At 70.6% G+C, this 21,196-nt stretch carries 16 protein-coding genes and 1 riboswitch; of the genes, 14 read left to right on the top strand and 2 right to left on the bottom strand.

Annotation, left to right across the window (positions count from 1 at the left end):
* The first annotated feature begins 67 nt into the window (after nucleotides 1–67).
* From OG230_RS14300 to OG230_RS14235, 14 genes are all read left to right on the top strand, one after another.
* The gene (locus OG230_RS14300) at nucleotides 68–682 is read left to right on the top strand and encodes a hypothetical protein (RefSeq protein WP_328910581.1); all 615 of its coding nucleotides are present in this window, start codon (nucleotides 68–70) and stop codon (nucleotides 680–682) included.
* Nucleotides 679–2,238, top strand: a complete 1,560-nt coding sequence (locus tag OG230_RS14295) for a serine/threonine-protein kinase (RefSeq protein ID WP_328910580.1) — start codon at nucleotides 679–681, stop codon at nucleotides 2,236–2,238. The genes OG230_RS14300 and OG230_RS14295 overlap by 4 nt, the downstream gene beginning before the upstream one ends.
* 172 nt (nucleotides 2,239–2,410) lie before the next feature.
* A complete protein-coding gene (locus OG230_RS14290) occupies nucleotides 2,411–3,067 on the top strand; it encodes a SurA N-terminal domain-containing protein (protein ID WP_328910579.1) in 657 nt (218 codons plus the stop codon).
* A 47-nt stretch (nucleotides 3,068–3,114) separates the two neighbouring features.
* Nucleotides 3,115–4,089 carry a nucleoside triphosphate pyrophosphohydrolase gene (locus tag OG230_RS14285; protein WP_328910578.1) on the top strand — a complete coding sequence of 325 codons (975 nt, stop codon included), beginning with the start codon at nucleotides 3,115–3,117 and terminating at the stop codon, nucleotides 4,087–4,089.
* Nucleotides 4,090–4,131: 42 nt separating this feature from the next.
* A complete protein-coding gene (locus OG230_RS14280) occupies nucleotides 4,132–6,456 on the top strand; it encodes a tetratricopeptide repeat protein (protein WP_328910577.1) in 2,325 nt (774 codons plus the stop codon).
* Nucleotides 6,453–7,742, top strand: coding sequence for a cytochrome P450 family protein (locus OG230_RS14275; RefSeq protein ID WP_328910576.1), 1,290 nt, complete (start codon nucleotides 6,453–6,455; stop codon nucleotides 7,740–7,742). Before OG230_RS14280 ends, OG230_RS14275 begins: the two co-directional genes overlap by 4 nt.
* A 105-nt stretch (nucleotides 7,743–7,847) precedes the next feature.
* Nucleotides 7,848–8,789 carry a transglycosylase family protein gene (locus OG230_RS14270; RefSeq protein ID WP_328910575.1) on the top strand — a complete coding sequence of 314 codons (942 nt, stop codon included), beginning with the start codon at nucleotides 7,848–7,850 and terminating at the stop codon, nucleotides 8,787–8,789.
* Between the two features lie 289 nt (nucleotides 8,790–9,078).
* Nucleotides 9,079–9,250: riboswitch (cyclic di-AMP (ydaO/yuaA leader) on the top strand.
* 3 nt (nucleotides 9,251–9,253) lie between these two features.
* Nucleotides 9,254–9,958, top strand: a complete 705-nt coding sequence (locus tag OG230_RS14265) for a transglycosylase family protein (RefSeq protein ID WP_328910574.1) — start codon at nucleotides 9,254–9,256, stop codon at nucleotides 9,956–9,958.
* Between the two features lie 338 nt (nucleotides 9,959–10,296).
* The gene (gene eno / locus OG230_RS14260) at nucleotides 10,297–11,583 is read left to right on the top strand and encodes a phosphopyruvate hydratase (RefSeq protein WP_328910573.1); all 1,287 of its coding nucleotides are present in this window, start codon (nucleotides 10,297–10,299) and stop codon (nucleotides 11,581–11,583) included.
* Between the two features lie 122 nt (nucleotides 11,584–11,705).
* Nucleotides 11,706–12,176 carry an FtsB family cell division protein gene (locus tag OG230_RS14255; protein ID WP_328910572.1) on the top strand — a complete coding sequence of 157 codons (471 nt, stop codon included), beginning with the start codon at nucleotides 11,706–11,708 and terminating at the stop codon, nucleotides 12,174–12,176.
* Nucleotides 12,177–12,220: 44 nt separating this feature from the next.
* Nucleotides 12,221–12,751, top strand: a complete 531-nt coding sequence (locus tag OG230_RS14250; RefSeq protein WP_328910571.1) for a DUF501 domain-containing protein — start codon at nucleotides 12,221–12,223, stop codon at nucleotides 12,749–12,751.
* A gap of 28 nt (nucleotides 12,752–12,779) precedes the next feature.
* Nucleotides 12,780–13,721 (top strand): Ppx/GppA phosphatase family protein, encoded by a 942-nt coding sequence (locus OG230_RS14245; protein WP_328910570.1) that lies wholly within the window; start codon nucleotides 12,780–12,782, stop codon nucleotides 13,719–13,721.
* A gap of 427 nt (nucleotides 13,722–14,148) precedes the next feature.
* Nucleotides 14,149–15,534, top strand: a complete 1,386-nt coding sequence (locus OG230_RS14240; protein WP_328910569.1) for an NAD(P)/FAD-dependent oxidoreductase — start codon at nucleotides 14,149–14,151, stop codon at nucleotides 15,532–15,534.
* A 304-nt stretch (nucleotides 15,535–15,838) separates the two neighbouring features.
* Nucleotides 15,839–17,143: a cyclopropane-fatty-acyl-phospholipid synthase family protein gene (locus OG230_RS14235; protein WP_328910568.1), complete on the top strand. Its 1,305-nt coding sequence runs from the start codon at nucleotides 15,839–15,841 to the stop codon at nucleotides 17,141–17,143.
* 69 nt (nucleotides 17,144–17,212) lie between these two features.
* On the opposite strand, the gene OG230_RS14230 is transcribed toward OG230_RS14235, so the two are convergent.
* Both OG230_RS14230 and OG230_RS14225 read right to left on the bottom strand, forming a co-directional pair.
* The gene (locus OG230_RS14230) at nucleotides 17,213–19,741 is read right to left on the bottom strand and encodes an ABC transporter permease (RefSeq protein ID WP_328910567.1); all 2,529 of its coding nucleotides are present in this window, start codon (nucleotides 19,739–19,741) and stop codon (nucleotides 17,213–17,215) included.
* A gap of 55 nt (nucleotides 19,742–19,796) precedes the next feature.
* On the bottom strand, nucleotides 19,797–20,567 hold the full coding sequence (locus OG230_RS14225) for an ABC transporter ATP-binding protein (protein ID WP_328910566.1): 771 nt from the start codon (nucleotides 20,565–20,567) through the stop codon (nucleotides 19,797–19,799).
* Nucleotides 20,568–21,196: the final 629 nt, after the last annotated feature.

Raw genomic sequence — 21,196 nt, 5'->3', positions numbered from 1 at the left:
TCCCGCTGTCGGTGTCGGTGTATACGCTCACTGCACACGTCCGACATACGCCTTCCAGGAGCGTCACATGCACGGCTACGGCTATCCGCCGGAGCAGCCACCGAAGCGCCGCCCGTCCTCGGGAGTGCTGACGGCGCTGCGGGTGCTCTTCGTGGCGCTCACCGTGCTGAGCTGTGGACTTCTGGGCTGGGCCGCGATGCTGCGGCTCGCGGTCGTCACCCGCAAAGGGCGTGACTGGGCCCTGCTCGCGCTCGTGTTCGCGCTCAACACGGGGCTCTTCGCGTTCATGATCGTCATGCCGGAGGACCCCGAGCAGACGAGCGACGCCGAGGCGTTCATCGGTGTCTCCTGGATATTCGGCGTGATGGTCGGCGTCGTCGCCTATTACCTGTACGCGGAGATACAGCACTACGGCCCCCAGGGGCCATACGGAGCCGCGCACCCGCCGGTGGCGCAGCCGCACGGGCCGTACGGCGGATACGTCCCGCAGCAGGCCGCCCCGCCGCACCCGGCCCCGCACGTCCCGAACACGCCCGCCCCGACCCCCGGGTACGGCTACCCGCCCGCCGTACCCCCGCCCGCACACACCCCGCCGCCCGCCGCACCCCAGCGCCTCGACCAGGTCCGCGCCGAGCTCGACGAGCTGAGCGACTACCTCCGCAAGGAGGGCGAGGACCGGTGACCGGACGCGTCATCGCCGCGCGGTACGAGCTGGCGACGATCCTCGGCCAGGGCGGCATGGGCCAGGTGTGGACGGCGTACGACCGCCGGCTCGACCGCCGGGTCGCCGTGAAGCTGCTGCGCCCGGACCGGGTGGCCGGGCCCACCGGAAGCGACGCCGCCGACGAGCTGCGCCGCCGCTTCGTCCGCGAGTGCCGGGTCACCGCCCAGGTCGACCACCCCGGCCTCGTCACCGTCCACGACGCGGGCAACGACGGGGACGACCTCTACCTCGTCATGCAGTACGTCGAGGGCGCCGACCTCGCCGACCACCTCGCCGAACACGACCCGTACCCCTGGCCCTGGGCCGTCGCGGTCGCCGCGCAGCTCTGCGCCGTGCTGTCCGCGGTGCACGCCGTGCCGATCGTCCACCGCGACCTCAAGCCCCGCAACGTGATGGTCCGGCCGGACGGCACCGTCATCGTGCTCGACCTGGGCGTGGCCTCCGTCCTGGACACCGACACCACCCGCCTCACGCACACCGGTTCACCGATCGGCTCCCCGGCCTACATGGCCCCCGAGCAGGCGATGGGCGGCGCCGTGGGCCCGTACACCGACCTCTACGCCCTCGGCGTCCTCCTCCACGAACTCCTCAGCGGGGACGTGCCCTTCGCGGGTTCCACCGCGCTCGGGGTCCTGCACCGCCACCTCTACGAACCTCCGCTGCCGGTCCGCCATCTCAGGTCCGAGGTCCCGGCGCAGCTCGAAGCGCTCGTCCTGCGGCTGCTCGCCAAGGACCCGCAGGCCCGGCCCGCCTCCGCCCAGGAGGTGTACGAGTCGCTCGCGCCCCTGCTGCCCGCCCGTGGCGTACCGGCCGGACCGCTCGACCCGACCCGGCCCTTCCTGCGCCCGCACGCCCCCTGGCCGGACCGGGCCGCCGCCGCCCAGGGCCCCGCGCCCGTACCGCACCCGTCCGTGCCCGGTACCGGCTCTCCGGCGCCCGCCCGCCCGGACGTCGCGCGCGCCGTCGACGAGGTGAAGCAGCTCCTCGCGGAGGGCCGGATCACTCAGGCCGTGGACATCCTCGGGGGCATCCTTCCGGCCGCCGCGGCCGAACACGGGGAACACTCACCGGTCGTCCGGATCCTGCGCAAGCAGTACGCGGCCACCCTGATGGACGACGGCCAGTACCGGCGCGCCCTGCCCGAACTGCGCCGCCTCGCCGACGACCGCACGGCCGAGGCCGGCCCGGCGGACGTCCAGACCCTCCAGTTCCGCTACGACGCGGCCCAGTGCCTGGAGCAACTGGGCGAGCCCGCCGCCGCACTCGCCGAGTACCGCGCGGTCCTTCCGTACTACCAGAACGCGTACGGGGCGGTCACCGCCGACCCCGGCCGCGCCTTCGACATCCGGCACCGCATCGGCCACCTGCTGCTCGCGGTCGGTGACCACGCGGCGGGACGCGGCCAGTTGCAGAACCTGCTGTACGACGCGGAGCGCACCTACGGGCCGCACCACCCGCTCCCCGTGGAACTGCGCAGGCAGCTGGAGCACCAGCAGGACGTCCGCGGCGCCTGACGGCGGATCCGCCGTGGTCGAACGTGTGCCCTGAAGGGCCCGCCGGCGCACCGCATCCCCAACTCCTGCCGAATCGTTGGTCGAATCAGTGGCCCCAACCACGTCCACTGCCTAACATCGATCACCGCAAGGCTTTGTGCACTGATGCACAATCTCTCCCCGGGAGGCTCCTTTGCACCGCCGCCGTCGCACCGCGCTCTCCGTCTCAGCCGCCCTGCTCGTCGGGGTGCCGCTCCTCTCCGCCTGCGGGAGCGAGGCCCATCCGGGCGCCGCCGCCCTGGTCGGCGGGGACCGCATCGAGGTGTCCGCGCTCCAGGCACAGGTGGCGGACGTGCGCAGCGCGCAGGAGAGCTCGGCGCAGTCCGCGCAGCTGGTGAAGGGCTCGGGGCAGCTCAGCCGGGCCAAGCTGCACGGGATCATCTTCGGGCGGATTCTGGACCGGGCGTCGAAGGACGCCGGAGTGACGGTCAGCCGCAAGGAGGTCCAGGAGATGCACCTGGCGGCTGCCGCCCAGTCCGGCGGTGAGAAGCAGCTCCAGGCGATGATGCTCCAGCAGCGCTGGGTGGCCCCCGACCAGATCGAGAACGATCTGCGCAGGGAGGTCCAGCTGCCCAAGCTGGCGCAGGCGCTCGGCGCCGACCTCTCCAGCCCCGAGGGCCAGAAGGTCGTCGGGGAGGCGCTCGCCAAGGCGTCGAAGGCCCTCGACATCGACGTCAATCCGCGCTTCGGCGTCTGGGACGACCAGCAGATCCAGCTCGGCAACTACAAGGCCCCGTGGATCACCCAGGTCACGGAGTTCGAGCAGCCGGCCCCCGAGGCCGGCGCCTGATCCGGGTGCCCGGACGGGGTGGTCCCCGGCCGGGGTAGGTTCGAGGGGTGAACGCTGAAGCCCCCGGCGACCCCGGCCGTATCGTCCTGCTCACCGCCAGCCACCGGGTGGCGCCCGGACTGCTGTCCTGGCCCGCCTGGCAGACCCTGCACGCGGCGGACCGGGTGCTGTGCGGTGAACGGAACCATCCGCAGCTGCCGTATCTGCGCGAGGCGGGCGTCACGGTCGAGCACGGTGTGCCCTCCGCCCAGGAACTCGTCGACGACTGCGTCGGCGGCCGGACCGTGGTGGTGCTGGTGGGCGGCGAGGGGAACCAGCCGCTGACCGACGGTCTCGCCCGGCTCGGCGGCTCCGGCCGGGTGCAGATGCCGGACCTGGAACTGCTGCCCGGTTCGTACGACCTGCCGGGCGCCCGGCTCCTCGATCTGGTCCAGGTCATGGACCGGATCAGGCTCGAATGCCCGTGGTCCTCGCAGCAGACGCACAAGGGCCTCGCCAAGTACGGCATCGAGGAGGCGTACGAGCTCGTCGAGGCGATCGAGGACGGCGACCGGGACGAACTGCGCGAAGAACTGGGGGACGTACTCCTCCAGGTCGTCTTCCACGCCCGGATCGCGCAGGAGGATCCCGACGAGCCCTTCGACCTCGACGACGTCGCGGCCGGCCTCGTGGAGAAACTGATCCACCGCCACCCGCACGTCTTCGGGGACGAGACCGCCGAGACCCCCGAGGACGTCCACGCGCACTGGCAGCGCACCAAGGCGATCGAGAAGCAGCGCGACTCGGTGACCGAAGGCGTCCCGCTCGGCCAGCCCGGACTGGCGCTGGCCGCCAAGCTGGGCAGCAGGGTCCGCGGCGCCGGACTCGACGTCGCGCTCCCCGCGGGGGACACCGTCGGGTACGAACTCCTCGCCCTCGCCGTACGGGCCGAACAGGACGGAACCGACCCGGAGGCCGCCCTGCGTGCGGCGGCCCGCACCTACCGCGACGCGATCCTGGCGGCGGAGGCCGACGCCCGTTAGTACGGTGGCTCCAGGGGCCGTTCGAGGTGTGGGGGACAGTGCGTGGACGGGGAGATCGAGTCGCTGGCCGACGCCTTGCTGGAGGCGTTGGCGGACGACGGGCGCAGTGACCGGCTCTTCGGTGTCTACGAGGAGTCGCGCCCCGGGGTCGCCGGGGCGTTACGGCTCCGCAGGATTCTGAACGAGATGCGGGCCTCCGAGGCCGTCGATCCGAGGTGGCGTCGCGACCTGGTCCGCCGGCTCGCCGAGGTGGCGGCGGTGGACCCGGACGCGGTGTCGGAACTGCGGACCTTCTTCCCGCGCTCGGACCCGGCGGAGACGGTGCCGGCGCAGGCCCCCGCCGGTAACGCGGTCATCGGTGGCACCGCCCTGGGACCCGTCAGCAACTCCGTCAGCGGCGGCACCTTCCTCGGACCGGTCCAGGGAGCGGGCACCCAGTACAACTACTTCGGGCCGGGCCTTCACCCCCCGCTGCCCGCCGTGGCGCACTGGCCGAGGCTCGGGGACGCCGACCCGGTCGCGCTGGGCGTACGGCGCACCCGCCGGCTGCCGGACGAGCCGTCCCTTCCGCCGTATGTCCGGCGCGACTGCCACGCGGCTCTGGCCCGGATGCTCCTGGACGCGCTCGCGACCGGCGGGCTGGTGCTGGTGACGGGCGAGCCGCTGTCGGGGAAGACGAGGACGACATGGGCGGCGGTCGGCCACCTCTCCGAGACGACGAGGATCTACGCGCCGCCGCCCGGCACGGATCTGCGCGGCCTGCCCGCCGTGCTGCGCGGCCGGGGCGACGAGTCGTGCGTCCTGTGGCTGGACGAACTGGAGAGACACCTCGGCGAGAACGGCCTCACGGCGGCCGTGCTGGCGGAGCTCGTCCAGCAGCGCACGGTGGTCGTCGCCACGATGAACGACGAGGCGTACGACGCCCACCGCTTCGGCGCGACCGCGAGTGCACGCGTGCTCAGCGGCGTGGAACCGGTCGAGCTGAGTGGTGACTGGAGCAGGACGGAGCTGAGGCGGCTCAAGGAGTACGCCGACGACCTCCGGCTGTGGGGCGCCTCCGTGGGGCGCGGGGCGCGGGGTGTCACCGAGTACCTCGCCATCGGACCGGAACTCCATGACGAGTGGCGTCGCGCCGGGCGCACGAAGGCCCGCCGTCGCGGACACCACGTGGTCCGTGCGGCGATCGACCTCGCCCGGTGCGGGGCCGACGGTGCGATACCCGGCGAAGTGCTCCGCAGGGCCCACGAGTTGTACGGAGCCGGGACCTGGGCCGGGGCGGGGTCCTTCGACGACGCGCTCGCCTGGGCGGCCGGTGTGCGTCACGGGGTGACGGGGATGCTGGTCCGGGGTCCGGTCCGGGACACCTGGAGCGCCTTCGGCTCGCTGACCAACGACGTGGAGGACCAGGGGCAGGACGCCCCGCCCGTACCCCTGGAACTGTGGCCGTGGGCGCTGGAAGCGGTACGGGGCGACGAGAGGAAGCGGACCGAGATCGTCGCGAGGGCCCACCGGTCCCTCGGCCCGTCGGCGGACGACGATCAGGACGTCCTGATGATGCTCGGCTCCCTCGATCTGGAGACCGGGGACGCGGAGAGCGCCGAGTCCTGGTACCGCAGGGCTGCGGACGCGGGCAGTGAGCAGGCGGCGGGCGTGGTGGGGGCGTTGCTCGTCGCGCGGGGCGCCGGTACCGAAGCCGTCCCGTATCTGGAGACGGCCGCGACGGCGGGCGACATCGCCTCGCAGAGCATTCTCGCCACCGTGCTGAGCGAGCGCGCCGCGTTCTGGCTGACCGAGGCGGCCGAGGGGGGAGACGCCGAAGCGGCGTCCCGGCTGGGGCATCTTCTCCTGGGGGACGAGAGGCCGCACGAGGCGATGAAGTGGCTCCGCAGAGCCGCGGACATGGGATACGAGGACGTCGCCATCACCATCGGCAACATCTTCCGCGACTGGCGGGAGCCGGACGAGGCGGAGACCTGGTACCGCAGGGCGATGGCCCACGGGGACACCGGGGCGACGAACAATCTGGCGCTGACCCTGGAGGACCTGGGCGAGCCGGCCGAGGAGATCGAGCGGCTCTTCCGGGCCGCGGCGGAGGCGGGGGAGATCAGCGCACCGGTCAATCTGGGCTACTCCGCGAAGGCACGGGGGGAGTGGGACGAGGCCCGGCGCTGGTTCGAGGAAGGCCACGCGCGGGGTGCGTACTCCGGCGCCTTCGCCCTTGGCCGGCTGGAATGGGAACAGGGCAACAGGGCGGCGGCGGAGGAGTGGTTCGGCAAGGCCCTGGAGATGGGAAACCACGCCGCCGAGCGGGCCATCGCGGAGCTGCGGTCGGAGGGCGGGGAGGCGGCGGCTAACGTCGAGGGGTGAACGACAGCCCCTCCCACTGCCCCGCCGCGGCCCCCGAACTCTTCACGTGGGAGTTCGCCACCGATCCCTACCCGGCGTACGCCTGGCTGCGCGAGCACAGCCCCGTCCACCGGACGACGCTCCCCAGCGGGGTCGAGGCCTGGCTGGTGACCCGGTACGCGGACGCCAAGCAGGCACTCGCCGACACCCGGCTGTCCAAGAACCCGGCCCACCACGCCGGGTCGGCGCACGCCAAGGGCAGGACGGGCATCCCGGGGGAGCGCAAGGCGGAGCTGATGACGCATCTGCTGAACATCGATCCGCCGGACCACACCCGGCTGCGCCGCCTCGTCTCCAAGGCGTTCACCCCGCGCCGGGTCGCCGAGTTCGCACCGCGCGTGCAGGAGCTGACGGACCGGCTCATCGACAACTTCGTGGCGGAGGGGAAGGCCGACCTCATCCACGACTTCGCGTTCCCGCTGCCCATCTACGCGATCTGCGACCTGCTCGGTGTCCCGCCGGAGGACCAGGACGACTTCCGCGACTGGGCGGGCATGATGATCCGGCACGGCGGCGGCCCGCGCGGCGGGGTGGCCAGGTCCGTGAAGAAGATGCGCGGCTACCTCGCCGAACTGATCCACCGCAAACGGGAGAATCCGGGCGACGACCTGATCTCGGGTCTGATCCGGGCCAGTGACCACGGCGAGCACCTCACCGAGAACGAGGCCGCGGCGATGGCGTTCATCCTTCTCTTCGCCGGTTTCGAGACGACGGTCAACCTCATCGGCAACGGTACGTACGCGCTGCTGCGCAACCCCGGTGAACGCGAGCGGCTCCAGCGCTCGCTCGACGCGGGCGAGACGGACCTCCTCGCCACCGGCCTGGAGGAACTGCTGCGCTACGACGGCCCGGTGGAGCTCGCCACATGGCGGTACGCCACGGAGCCCGTCACGCTCGGCGGGCAGGACATCGCCCCCGGGGACCCCGTACTGGTCGTCCTCGCCGCGGCCGACCGCGACCCCGAGCGCTTCCGCGATCCGGACACGCTGGACCTCGCTCGGAGTGACAATCAGCACGTGGGATACGGGCACGGCATCCACTACTGCGTGGGCGCGCCGCTCGCCCGCCTGGAGGGACAGACCGCGCTGGCAACGCTCCTGAGACGCCTCCCTGACCTGCGCCTTGCGGTGGAACCTGCCGATTTGCGGTGGCGTGGCGGGCTCATCATGCGCGGACTGCGCACCCTTCCGGTGGAGTTCGCACCCGGGGTGCCGCTCGGGCAAGGTGACACTCCGTCAACTCTGTGACTTTCACGTGATCTCCGCTGCATCGACTTGTGACACACGTTCGAGTCCCGCTAGGTTCACCGTTCACCACAGCAGTCACATGTCAGTCACACGGAAGGCAATCCCATGGGCTCCGCGAACGGCAGACACCGTCGCCCTCGCCAGGCACCCGCCATCGTCGTCGCCGCAGGCGTGACGGGATCGGCCATCGCCATCCCGCTGCTCGGTGCGACCGGTGCGCACGCCGCCGACGCCTCGACCTGGGACCGGGTCGCCGAGTGCGAGAGCGGTGGCATGTGGAGTGCCGACCTGGGCAACGGCTACTACGGCGGCCTGCAGTTCTCCCAGGACACCTGGTCCGCGTACGGCGGCTCGGCGTACGCGCCCCGCGCCGACCTCGCCAGCCGCTCGCAGCAGATCGCCGTCGCGGAGAAGGTCCTGGAGGACAAGGGTCCGCAGGCGTGGCCGAGCTGCGCGGTCATCTCCGGGCTCGCGCTGGACGGCACCCTGCCGGGCGTCGACCCGGGCGGCGTGCCCTCCGCCGACCCCTCGGACTCGCTGCTCCCGTCGGACGACGCGACGGACGACACGACGGACGAAGCGAACAAGAAGGACAACAGCGATAAGTCCGGCAAGTCCGGCAAGGATGACACGACGGACGGAACGGAGGAGTCCGAGGACTCCGCCTCGCCCTCCGCCACGCCGTCCCCCGAGGCGTCCGACACCCCCGCGGGCACGGACGAGGGCGGCGGCAAGCACCGCGGCACCCCGGCCCCCGAGGCGAGCCAGGACACGGACAGGGGCAACGGGCGCGACTCCGGCCGGCACGCCTCGCGCGGTGACGGCGAGGCCCGCGACGCGGGTGCGGCGAGCCCCGAAGGTGACTACACCGTGCGGCCCGGCGACAACCTCTGGGCGATTGCTGACGCACAGAAGGTTCCCGGCGGCTGGACCGAGCTCTACGAAGCCAACAAGAGCGAGCTCGGCTCCGACCCGGACCTCATCCTGCCCGGCCAGAGCCTCGATCTGGGTCAGCGCGGCAGCGCGGAGAGCTCCAAGCGCAACTGATCCAATTCGGGAAAACACCCCAAAATCGGGGGTAGTTCAGGGACCTATGTCCACTTATGCGTAAGTGAGACATGGGTCTCTTTGCTTCAACTGGCGTGTCGCGTCCGGCTACTCCTTCCGTGTCCCCTCCGACCTGCGGAAACGTTCATTCCGTGGAGGCAAGTAAGGCACGAATGGCCGGTATGTCCCTCTTTGAATGTCGGGTTGGCTATGTTTACGGTCGGAACCGCTCGCACCGCGGGCCCCGTCGACCGTCACGCCGAATCCTGCCGTCGGTCGAAGGGAACAGACGCGTAAAGCGCCGTAGGCAGGAGCGGGGGACCCAGGTAAGCGCCGGGCCAGGTCGTCGGAAGACGGCTCAGGACCGGCTTGGGGTGAAGTCGCGTGCAAGGACGTGCGACCGGGCAACTCACTTGGCCCGAACCCGACAGCTCACCTCGTAGGCGTCGGTGAGGAGAAGCTCCATGCTGTTTTCCAGCAAGGCCAAGCACCGCCGCCCGTCCAAGGCCGTCCGTGTCGCCACGCTCGCCGGTGTCGCCGGTGCCGCTGTCGCCGTCCCGCTGATGGGTGCGACCGGCGCCTCTGCCGCCTCCGTCTCCACGTGGGACGCCGTCGCCCAGTGCGAGTCCGGTGGCAACTGGTCCATCAACACCGGCAACGGCTACTACGGCGGTCTGCAGTTCTCGCAGTCCAGCTGGGCCGCCGCCGGCGGTACGCAGTACGCGTCCCGCGCCGACCTGGCCACCAAGTCGCAGCAGATCGCCACCGCCGAGAAGCTTCTCGACCTGCAGGGCCCGGGTGCCTGGGCCTGCGCCGGCGCCGGCAACCTGACCAACGACGGTGTGGACCCGGGCGTCGACACCGGCTCCACGCAGAGCAGCAGCGACGAGCAGGCCCAGCCGGAGCGTCAGGCCGAGCAGCCGACCACGCGCAGCGAGCAGCGCACCGCCCCGAAGACCGAGGCGCCGAAGACCGTCACCACCCCGACCGGCGAGAAGGTCGAGAAGGGTGACGGCGAGTACAAGGTGAAGACCGGCGACACCCTGAGCAAGATCGCCGCGAAGCACGACGTCAAGGGCGGCTGGGAGAAGCTGTTCGAGCTGAACGACGACATCGTCAAGGACGCCGACCTGATCTTCCCGGGCCAGCAGCTCCACCTGACGAAGTAACACCTGGGATTCTCCTCCCCCCCCTGGGAGGGTGTCCGGCGGCATCCCTCCCGCTCTGCTCCCCGACCCGGTGCGCTCTCCCCCGTGCGTGCCGGGTCGGGGTCTTTCCGCACGGACGCGAGCGCCGCGGCGCGGCCCGGCGACGTTGAGCGTTCAAGTGTTGTAGTTACTCGCCAGTAAATTTCTGGACGTTTGCCCGTGAATGCATGCCCTTGGGTCCTTTTTCGTCCCAGGGGACGGGCGCCCGGCTGGCCGATGGGGTCCGGCCGGTTAGGCTCGTGTCGCAAGGCCACAGTGACCCTGCACAACCAGTGTCATATCCCAGAAGGAGATGCCTCGTGCCGTCCATCGACGTCGTCGTAGCCAGGGAAATCCTCGACTCCCGGGGCAACCCCACGGTCGAGGTCGAGGTTGGCCTCGACGACGGCAGCACGGGACGTGCTGCTGTTCCGTCCGGCGCCTCCACCGGTGCGTTCGAGGCCATTGAGCTTCGCGACGGCGACCCCAACCGTTACATGGGCAAGGGCGTCGAGAAGGCCGTCCTCGCCGTCATCGAGCAGATCGGCCCGGAGCTCGTCGGGTACGACGCCACCGAGCAGCGCCTCATCGACCAGGCGATGTTCGACCTGGACGCCACCGAGAACAAGGGCTCGCTCGGCGCCAACGCGATCCTCGGCGTCTCGCTCGCCGTGGCCCACGCCGCGTCGGAGGCGTCCGACCTCCCCCTCTTCCGCTACCTCGGCGGCCCGAACGCGCACCTGCTGCCCGTTCCGATGATGAACATCCTGAACGGCGGCTCGCACGCCGACTCCAACGTGGACATCCAGGAGTTCATGATCGCGCCGATCGGTGCGGAGTCCTTCTCCGAGGCCCTGCGCTGGGGTGCGGAGATCTACCACACGCTGAAGAAGGTCCTGAAGACCAAGGGCCTGTCCACCGGTCTCGGTGACGAGGGCGGCTTCGCGCCGAACCTGGAGTCCAACCGCGCCGCCCTGGACCTCATCGTCGAGGCCATCAAGGAGGCCGGTTACGTCCCCGGCCGCGACATCGGCCTCGCGCTCGACGTCGCCGCGTCCGAGTTCTACAAGGACGGCAAGTACGAGTTCGAGGGCAAGTCCCGCTCGGCCGCCGAGATGACCGAGTACTACGAGGAGCTCGTCTCCGCGTACCCGCTGGTCTCCATCGAGGACCCGCTGTACGAGGACGACTGGGCCGGCTGGAAGGTCATCACCGAGAAGATCGGCTCCAAGGTGCAGATCGTCGGTGACGACCTGTTCGTCACCAACCCGGAGCGTCTGGCCCGCGGTATCGAGGAGGGCTCCGCCAACGCCCTGCTCGTCAAGGTCAACCAGATCGGTTCGCTGACCGAGACCCTGGACGCCGTCGAGATGGCCCAGCGCAACGGCTTCAAGTGCATGATGTCGCACCGCTCCGGCGAGACCGAGGACGTCACCATCGCCGACCTCGCCGTCGCCGTGAACTGTGGTCAGATCAAGACCGGCGCCCCGGCCCGCTCGGACCGCGTCGCCAAGTACAACCAGCTGCTGCGCATCGAGGAGATCCTCGACGACGCCGCGGTGTACGCGGGCCGCTCGGCGTTCCCGCGGTTCCGCTTCGCCGACTGACCGGCGCAGCCAGGGCTGATCGCCGGTCCTCCGCGGGCCGAAGTCACCAGCCTCCGTCCGTCCCCGCACTCGGTCCCGTACCGTGTGCGGGGACGGACGTGTGTAATGGGGAGGCGTGAGAGATGGCCGGGAAGGACCGCGACCGGTTCTCCACCGCGACCAGGCTGCGACTGCTCGGTGAGCAGACCGCCGCCCGCGTCTACCGGTCCCAGAACCGACGCCAGGCCCGCCGCTCGCGCCTCACCGGCCGCGCCGCGTTCCTCGCCCTGGTCGTCTGCTCCCTCGTGGTCGCGCTCGCGTACCCGATGCGGCAGTACGTCTCCCAGCGCGACGAGATCGCCGACCAGGAGCGCCTGTCGCAGGAGGCACGGCTGCGGACCGAGGAGCTGCGCGACGAGAAGGCGCGGCTCAAGGACGACGCCTACATCCGGCGGCTGGCCCGCGAGCACCTTCACTACGTACTTCCGGGGGAGACCGGTTACACCGTGATCGACCCCGACGCGGCCGAGGAACGCCGCGGGGAGCCGAGCACGACGGACCGTGCCTGGCACTCGAACCTCTGGGACGGCGTGGACAACGCCGACCGCGACTGACCCGCACCATCTGAGAAGCACCTTCGAGCAGAACCAAGGCAGGCATGGAAACCCCCCCTCCGCAGACCGAATCCACCACGCCCACCGACGCGGACATCGCGGCGTTCGAGCAGCAGCTCGGCCGCCCGCCGCGCGGACTGCGCGCCATCGCGCACCGCTGCCCGTGCGGCAACCCGGACGTGGTCGAGACGCAGCCCCGTCTGGAGGACGGCACGCCGTTCCCGACGACCTTCTATCTGACCTGTCCGCGTGCCGCGTCCGCGATCGGCACGCTGGAGGCCAACGGGGTCATGAAGGAGATGAGCGAGCGTCTGCAGACGGACCCGGAGCTGGCCGCCGCCTATCGCGCGGCGCACGAGGACTACATCGCGCGCCGGGACGCCATCGAGGTCCTGGAGGGCTTCCCGAGCGCGGGCGGCATGCCGGACCGGGTGAAGTGCCTGCACGTGCTGGTCGGCCACTCGCTGGCGGCCGGTCCCGGGGTGAACCCGCTGGGCGACGAGGCGATCGCGATGCTGCCGGAGTGGTGGGCGAAGGGCCCGTGCGTATCACCGTGCGGCGACGACAGGCCCTAGCCCCGACACCACCACCTCAGGAGTCCGTATGACCCGCGTTGCCGCCATCGACTGCGGTACCAACTCCATCCGTCTGCTCGTCGCCGACGCCGACCCCGTGACGGGAGAGCTCACCGAGCTCGACCGCCGGATGCAGATCGTCCGCCTGGGGCAGGGGGTCGACCGGACCGGCCGGCTCGCCCCCGACGCCCTGGAGCGCACCTTCGCGGCCTGCCGCGAGTACGCCGCGGTGGTCAAGGAGCTGGGGGCGGAGCGGATGCGGTTCGTCGCCACCTCGGCCTCGCGCGACGCGGAGAACAGTGACGAGTTCGTCCGGGGCGTCCTGGACATCCTGGGCGTCGAGCCCGAGGTGATCAGTGGCGACCAGGAGGCGCAGTTCTCCTTCGACGGCGCCACCAAGGAGCTGGCCGGCAGCGACCACCTGGCGAAGCCGTACCTCGTCGTGGACATCGGCGGCGGCTCCACCGAGTTCGTGGTCGGCGACGACGCGGTCCGCGCCGCCCGGTCCGTGGACATGGGCTGCGTGCGCATGACCGAACGTCACCTGGTGCAGGACGGCACCGTCGTCGACCCGCCCACCCCCGACCGGGTCGCCGCGATCCGCGCGGACATCGCCGTCGCCCTGGACCTCGTCGAGGAGACCGTCCCGATCGCCGGGGCCGCCACGCTCGTCGGCCTGGCCGGCACGGTCACCACGGTGGCCGCGATCGCCCTGGAACTGACGGAGTACGACCCCGAGGCGATCCACCACTCCCGGGTCTCCTTCGAGCAGGTCCAGGAGATCACCGGGCGGCTGCTCGCGTCCACGCACGAGGAGCGCGCGGCGATCCCCGCGATGCACCCGGGACGGGTCGACGTGATCGCCTCCGGGGCGCTGATCCTGCTCGCGGTGATGGAGCGGACCGGAGCCCGCGAGGTCGTCGTCAGCGAGCACGACATCCTGGACGGAATCGCGCTCTCCGTGGCGTAGCCGCAGGCACCCCTGGCAGCTGCTCAAACGCACTCCGGCCTGCACCTCTGAGCCGTTCGGAGGCGTTCCGGAGGCCCCTTCGGGGGTCCGCCACGACGAAGTTCGTGAACTTCTTCACAAGGAATTCGGCCCGGTTGGGTGCCGTTCGGCCTATCGGGGGCCGCAACGGCCGCCCGACGGCCTCCGCGGCGCGGCTCCGGTCAGGTTCCGGGCATGTTGCGCGCGGGTGAACCGGAGCCGTGGTTCGGCCCTCCCGACAGCACAAGGGCCAGCTCACAAGCGGTGAACAACGTTCGCTGGGGCACTGTGGTTCCCCTCGGCCCCCATGACCTGGGTCACGTGGGCGGCGGAGTGTAGCAGAGGGTCGCGGATAGCTTGTGAAGGGGCTCACGAGCAGGTGCCCCGAGGGGGGTGGATACTCGATGGCATGAGCACCACGGAGCGTCCCAGGATCCTCGTTGTAGGCGGTGGGTACGTAGGCCTGTACGCAGCTCGTCGCATTCTGAAGAAGATGCGCTACGGGGAGGCGACCGTCACGGTTGTCGACCCTCGCTCGTACATGACGTACCAGCCCTTCCTCCCCGAAGCTGCCGCCGGCAGCATCTCCCCTCGGCATGTCGTCGTCCCGCTGCGACGCGTCCTGCCGAAGGCCGAGGTGCTCACCGGTCGCGTCACCACGATTGACCAGGACCGCAAGGTCGCCACGGTCGCGCCGCTCGTCGGCGAGGCCTACGAGCTGCCCTTCGACTACCTCGTCATCGCGATGGGCGCGGTCTCCCGTACCTTCCCGATCCCCGGCCTCGCCGAGCAGGGCATCGGCATGAAGGGCATCGAGGAGTCGATCGGCCTGCGCAACCACGTCCTCGAGCAGCTGGACAAGGCTGACTCGACGACCGATGAGGACGTCCGCCGCAAGGCGCTGACGTTCGTCTTCGTGGGCGGCGGTTTCGCCGGTGCGGAGACCATCGGTGAGGTCGAGGACATGGCCCGGGACGCGGCCAAGTACTACACCAACGTGAAGCGCGAGGACATGCGCTTCATCCTCGTCGACGCCGCCGACAAGATCCTTCCCGAGGTCGGCCCGAAGCTGGGCGCGTACGGCAAGGAGCACCTCGAGGGCCGCGGTGTGGAGATCTACCTCTCCACCTCCATGGACTCGTGCGTCGACGGTCACGTCGTGCTGAAGAACGGCCTGGAGGTCGACTCCAGCACCATCGTGTGGACGGCCGGCGTGAAGCCGAACCCGGCTCTGGCCCGCTTCGGTCTGCCGCTCGGACCGCGTGGTCACGTGGACACCTCCGAGAAGCTTCAGGTGCAGGGCACCGACTACATCTGGGCCGCGGGCGACAACGCCCAGGTTCCGGACCTCGTCGGCCGCAAGGCCGGCAACCCGAACGCCTGGTGCCCGCCGAACGCCCAGCACGCGCTGCGTCAGGCCAAGGTCCTCGGCGACAACGTCATCTCCGGGATGCGCGGCTTCCCGCAGAGCGACTACAGCCACGCCAACAAGGGTGCGGTCGCCGGTCTCGGCCTGCACAAGGGCGTCGCGATGATCGTCATGGGCAAGGTGAAGATCAAGCTCAAGGGCCGTCTCGCCTGGTACATGCACCGTGGCTACCACGGCATGGCGATGCCGACCTGGAACCGCAAGATCCGGATCTTCGCCGACTGGACCCTCGCGATGTTCCTCAAGCGCGAGGTCGTCTCGCTCGGCGCCATGGAGACGCCGCGCGAGGAGTTCTACGAGGCCGCCAAGCCCGCCCCGGCTCCGGCTGTCGCCAAGTCCGAGGGTGAGAAGGCCAAGGCCTCCTGACCCGGCGCCTCCCTGTTCCACGCCCGAAGGGGCCGTCCGCCATCCGTGGTGCGGACGGCCCCTTCGGCGTATCCGGGTCCGTCCGGCTCCCGGGGGCCGGGGGTGTCCGAGGCCGGTCCGGCAGCGGATAGGTGTAGTGCGCAGGTATTTTGCCGTTCCATTGCGCGGTAGCGGGATGAGTTGCGCTGCGAGCACTGTTGACCGAGGTGTACCTCGTCACGAACCCGAGGTGTCGTGACGCGGTTTTGGGCATGTTTGTGGAAATTTGGGCATGTTGGGAAACACCACCACGGAGGTGTGCGCCATGGCAGACGCCGCATCGCGGCTGACCGCTCTCGCCGAAGAGTTGCTGGGAGAACCCCTACCGGTCCGTATCCGGGCCTGGGACGGCAGCGAGTCCGGGCCGCCGGGCGCTCCCGTCCTCGTGGTTCGCCACCGCCGGGCCCTGCGCCGGCTGCTCTGGAAGCCGGGCGAACTGGGCCTGGCCCGCGCCTGGGTGGCCGGCGAGATCGACATCGACGGGGACCTCTACGAGGTCCTGGACCTGCTGGCCGCACTGCTCTGGGAGCGCGGCGCCGACGCGAAGGACTCCGTCCACCCCGTCCGCGACCCGAGGGTCCGGGCCTTCGCCCGCGGCCTCGTCCAGGTGGCCGGTCCCTGGCCGCCGCCGGCCCCGCCCGCCGAGGAAGTACGCCGCCGCACCGGCCCGCTGCACACCAAGCGCCGCGACAAGGAGGCCATCAGCCACCACTACGACGTGGGCAATGACTTCTACGAACTGGTCCTCGGCCCGTCCATGGTCTACTCCTGCGCCTACTGGGAGAAGGACGGCACCCTGGAGGACGCCCAGCGCGACAAGCTCGACCTGGTCTGCCGCAAGCTCGGCCTGAAGGAGGGCGACCGCCTCCTGGACGTCGGCTGCGGCTGGGGCTCGATGGCCATCCACGCCGCCCGTGAGTACGGCGCACAAGTCACCGGCGTGACCCTCTCCACCGAACAGGCCGCCTACGCCCGCAAGCGCATCGCCGAAGAAGGACTCACCGACCGGATCGAGATCAGGGTCCAGGACTACCGGGACGTCAGGGACGGCCCGTACGACGCGATCTCCTCGATCGGCATGGCCGAGCACGTCGGCACCGTCCGCTTCCGCGAGTACGCCGACGACCTCTACGCGCTCCTCAAGCCCGGCGGCCGGCTGTTGAACCACCAGATCGCCCGCCGCCCCGAGAAGGACGAGTCCGCCTACCGCATCGACGAGTTCATCGACGCCTACGTCTTCCCCGACGGCGAACTCGCGCCGGTCGGCCGGACCGTGGCCACCCTGGAGGAGGCCGGATTCGAGGCCCGGGACGTCGAGGCGATCCGGGAGCACTACGCACTCACCCTGCGCCGGTGGGTCGCCAACCTGGAACGGCACTGGGACGCCGCCGTACGGGCCACCTCGCCCGGCCGGGCGAGGGTCTGGCGGCTCTACATGGCCGCTTCCGCGCTCTCCTTCGAGCGCAACAGGATCGGTGTCAACCAGATCCTCGCGGTGCGCCCGGAGGAGGGCGGAGCCGCCCGCATGCCGCTGCGCACCCGCGACTGGCGGGCCACCGCGACGGGCTGAGCCCGCACGTACGAGGGGCCGGTGCCCGCCTGTCGCGGACACCGGCCCCTCGTACGCACCCGACGAGCGCTACTCGGTCTTGATCGCCGTCAGCATGTTCAGCTTCGCGGCGCTGCGGGCCGGCCAGAGCGAGGCCAGCACACCCACCAGTCCCGCCAGCACCAGGAAGAGCGCGAGCCTGTCCCACGGGATGACGAGGGCGTACTGCGGGATCTCCGTCGCCAGCGTCTGGCCGATCGCCCAGCCGAGGAACGTACCGAGCCCGACGCCGATCAGTGCGCCGAAGACCGAGATGACCACGGCCTCAAGACGGATCATGCGCTTCACCCGTCGCCGGTCCAGGCCGATCGCCCGCACCATGCCGATCTCCTGCTGCCGCTCGAAGACCGACATCGCCAGGGTGTTGACGACCCCGAGCACCGCGATGATCAGGGCCATCGCCAGCAGGCCGTACATGATGTTCAGCGCCATGCTGACGAAGCCGCCGAACATGTCCCGGATGTCCTGCCGGTCCATGATGCTCATCGCCGGGTTGTCACCCAGCGCGTCCACCACGGCCTGCTCGTTGGCCTCGCTCGCGCCGCCGTCCATCTTCAGATAGATCTCGCGGATCTCCGGGTGGGAGGTGTGCGCGTCGGCGAGCGTCTTCGGTACGAGGATGGGGGAGAGGAACTCGTTGTCCTCGTAGAGCGCGCCTACCTTCAGCTTCCCCTTCTTCTCGTCCTCGAACGTCACCGGGACCGTGTCGCCGGACTTCCAGCCGTTCGACTTCGCCGTCTTCTCGGAGACCGCGATCCCGCCGTCGGCGAGCGTGTCCAGCGAACCGGAGAGGGTCTTGATCGCGAGGACCTTCTGCACATCGCCGGGGGTGACCCCGGAGGCCGAGTAGCCCGAGCTGCCCATTTCGAGCCAGACGGCCTGCTGGGGGGAGACCGCCGAGACTCCGTCGGCCTTCTCCAGGGCCTTGAGCGCGGACTCGTCGAGGGAGTTGCCGCTCGCCATCGAGACCATGTAGTCGGCCTTGATGTTGTCCGTGGTCATCCGGTCGACGGCCTGGCCGAGCGTGACGCCGAGCACCGAGATGCCGGTGACCAGGGTCAGACCGATCGCCAGCGCGGAGGCGGTCGCTCCGGTACGCCGGGGGTTACGGACGGCGTTCTGCGCGGCCAGCTTCCCGGAGACGCCGAACAGCTTCATCAGCAGCGGACGCACCAGGGCGATCACCGGGCGGGACAGCAGCGGGATGAGGACGATGACACCGATCAGCGACAGGAAGGCGCCGCCCGCGATGAGCATCCGGCCGTCGCTGCCGGCCGCCGCCGCACCCGCGACGATGCCCGCCGCGCCGAGCAGGGCGAACACCCCGCCGATCGAGTTCCGTACGACCAGCGACTTGGTGGTGGCCACCGCGTGGACGCTGCTCATCGCCGCAACCGGCGGGATCTTCGCGGCCCGGCGGGCGGGCAGCCAGGCGGCCAGCACGGTCACCAGGACGCCGACGCCGAAGGCCGCACCGATCGCGGTGGGGGAGACCACCAGCGGACCGGCGGGGATCTTGCCGCCGATGAGGCTCATCGCGGAGCGCAGTCCGACGGCGAGGCCCAGGCCGAGCAGGAATCCGGTCACCGAGGCGATCGCTCCGACGACGCCCGCCTCCAGCAGCACGGAACGCTTGACCTGGCGGCGGGAGGCGCCGACGGCCCGCATCAGGGCGAGTTCCCTGGTGCGCTGCGCGACCAGCATGGTGAAGGTGTTGGCGATCAGGAAGATGCCGACGAAGAGGGCGATGCCGGCGAACGCGAGCAGCATCGTGTTGAGGTTGGTGAGTTCCTTCTCGATCTGCGCGGCCTGCTCGTCGGCGAGGGCCTTGCCGGTCTCGGCGGACGCATCCTTCGGCAGCAGCGGCTCGACCGCGTCCAGCAGCTGCTGGGCGGAGACGCCGGGCGCGGCGGAGATCGTGACGTCCTGGAAGACGCCGGGCTTGAGGTAGAGCTTCTGGGCGACCGCGGTGTCGAACAGGACCAGGCTGCCGCCTGCGTTGACGGCCCCGTCCTCGGTGGTGAACACACCGGAGAGGGTGAACTCCTTCACCGGTCCGTTCGTGGCGACCCGGACCGGGTCGCCGACGCGGTAGTCGCCCTTGTCCGCGGAGTCCTTGTCCAGCGCGACCTGGCCGGCCTCCGCGGGGCCCGAACCGTCGGTGAACGTGTACTGGTCGTCCTGGCCGCTCCTCCCGGGGAAGAAGTTGGCTCCGGTGTTGGACCAGCCGTTCCCGATGAGCTTGCCTTCGGTGTCGGCGACGCCCGCGAAGCCGGAGACCCGGCCCGTGGCGTCGGCGACGCCGTCCAGGCCCTGGATCTTCTTCAGGGTGGCGGTGTCGACACCGGGGGTCTTCTCGTCCTGCTGGGAGGCGTGGGTGGTGACGGCGACGGCGACGTTGTCGTAGCTCTTCGCCGACTGGTTGCGGAAGGCGCTGCCGAGGGTGTCGGTGAAGACGAGGGTGCCGGAGACGAAGGCCACGCCGAGCATCACGGCGAGCACGGTCATCAGCAGCCTGGCCTTGTGCGCGAGGACATTGCGCAGGGCGGTGCGGATCATGTCTGTAGTCCTGGGATGGGGTTCCGGAAGGGGGACGGGAGCAGCAGCCGTTACGTCAGCTGGTGCGGCCCTTCGCGTCGAACGCCTTCATCCGGTCGAGGACCCCGTCGGCCGTGGGGTGCATCATCTGGTCGACGATCGCGCCGTCGGCGAGGAAGATCACGCGGTCCGCGTAGGAGGCGGCCACCGGGTCGTGGGTCACCATCACCACGGTCTGGCTGAGCTCGCGCACCGAGTTGCGCAGGAAGCCGAGGACCTCGGCGCCGGAGCGGGAGTCGAGGTTCCCGGTCGGCTCGTCACCGAAGATGATCTCCGGCTGGGAGGCCAGGGCGCGGGCCACGGCGACGCGCTGCTGCTGGCCGCCGGAGAGCTCGGTCGGGCGGTGCTTCAGGCGGTCGGAGAGACCCACCATGTCGATCACCTTCTGGAGCCACGCCGCGTCGGGCTTGCGGCCCGCGATGTCCATGGGCAGCGTGATGTTCTCCAGCGCCGACAGGGTCGGCAGCAGGTTGAACGCCTGGAAGATGAAGCCGATCTTGTCGCGGCGGAGCTGCGTGAGCTGCTTGTCCTTGAGGGACCCCAGCTCCGTTTCGCCGATCCGTACGGAACCGCTGCTGAAGCTGTCGAGTCCGGCCACGCAGTGCATCAGCGTGGACTTGCCGGAGCCGGAGGGGCCCATGATCGCGGTGAACTCGCCCTGCGGGAAGTCCACGGTGACCCGGTCCAGGGCGATCACCTGGGTCTCACCCTGGCCGTAGACCTTCGACAGCTCCGTGGCGCGGGCAGCCACCGCGGTGGCGCGGTGAACGGTGGGGGTGGTGGTCACAGGGACACTCCTGGTTCGGGGCTTCGTTCGGGGACCCCTCCATCGTCACCGCCGTATTCCTCCCGGTCGTCAGTCCCCGTGCCCGTTCCTGGGGCCCTCTTGAGTCGCACCGCCAGGCCTTCGGCGTACGCCTGGGGTATGACACCGACCCTGAGAAGGTCCGCCCTTCGTGGGGCGGGGCGGCGTACGGCCGCGCGGGTACGAGGTTTCCGTCACGGAGGGTGACGGGGCTGGGGTGGATGCCGGGCCGGGACGACGGCGGAAGCGCCCTCGCGGGACCTCGTGTTCTTCCCCGGCCGGCCGGGGCCGGAGCCCGGGGCGGACGGCAGGGCCGCCGATCCGTCGCCCGGCGGGAGCGCTGTGTTCCACGTCACGGGGGCGGTGCCGGAGGGCCCCTGGGAACCGGGCGCCCGGCCGGTTCCGCGGGGCGTCGGCCGCGGCGCCGAAGGGTGAGGTGGCGGGACGGTGGCGAACGGTGGCGCGGGCCTGGCGCATTGGGCCGTCCGAGTGCGGCGAGTTTCCGTCATTCCCGTACGAGGGGGTGCCAGGGGCATGGTCCGGGCCGGGCAGGTGGTAAGGGCCCGGGAATGTGCTGACGACCCCTCAAGCAGTCAATAAAATAAGACAAC

Origin of the sequence: Streptomyces sp. NBC_00234, from assembly GCF_036195325.1 — a bacterium.
Taxonomy (GTDB): domain Bacteria; phylum Actinomycetota; class Actinomycetes; order Streptomycetales; family Streptomycetaceae; genus Streptomyces.
The sequence above is the reverse complement of the archived record's forward strand: the minus strand, read 5'-3'. Positions and strand labels throughout refer to the sequence as shown.

Coding starts and splice junctions, on each gene's coding strand:
- OG230_RS14270 (WP_328910575.1), top strand. CDS start 7,848: ATGGGCTCCGCGAACGGCAGACACCGTCGCCCTCGCCAGGCACCCGCC.
- OG230_RS14250 (WP_328910571.1), top strand. CDS start 12,221: ATGGAAACCCCCCCTCCGCAGACCGAATCCACCACGCCCACCGACGCG.
- OG230_RS14300 (WP_328910581.1), top strand. CDS start 68: ATGCACGGCTACGGCTATCCGCCGGAGCAGCCACCGAAGCGCCGCCCG.
- OG230_RS14255 (WP_328910572.1), top strand. CDS start 11,706: ATGGCCGGGAAGGACCGCGACCGGTTCTCCACCGCGACCAGGCTGCGA.
- OG230_RS14245 (WP_328910570.1), top strand. CDS start 12,780: ATGACCCGCGTTGCCGCCATCGACTGCGGTACCAACTCCATCCGTCTG.
- OG230_RS14230 (WP_328910567.1), bottom strand. CDS start 19,741: ATGATCCGCACCGCCCTGCGCAATGTCCTCGCGCACAAGGCCAGGCTG.
- OG230_RS14265 (WP_328910574.1), top strand. CDS start 9,254: ATGCTGTTTTCCAGCAAGGCCAAGCACCGCCGCCCGTCCAAGGCCGTC.
- OG230_RS14240 (WP_328910569.1), top strand. CDS start 14,149: ATGAGCACCACGGAGCGTCCCAGGATCCTCGTTGTAGGCGGTGGGTAC.
- OG230_RS14235 (WP_328910568.1), top strand. CDS start 15,839: ATGGCAGACGCCGCATCGCGGCTGACCGCTCTCGCCGAAGAGTTGCTG.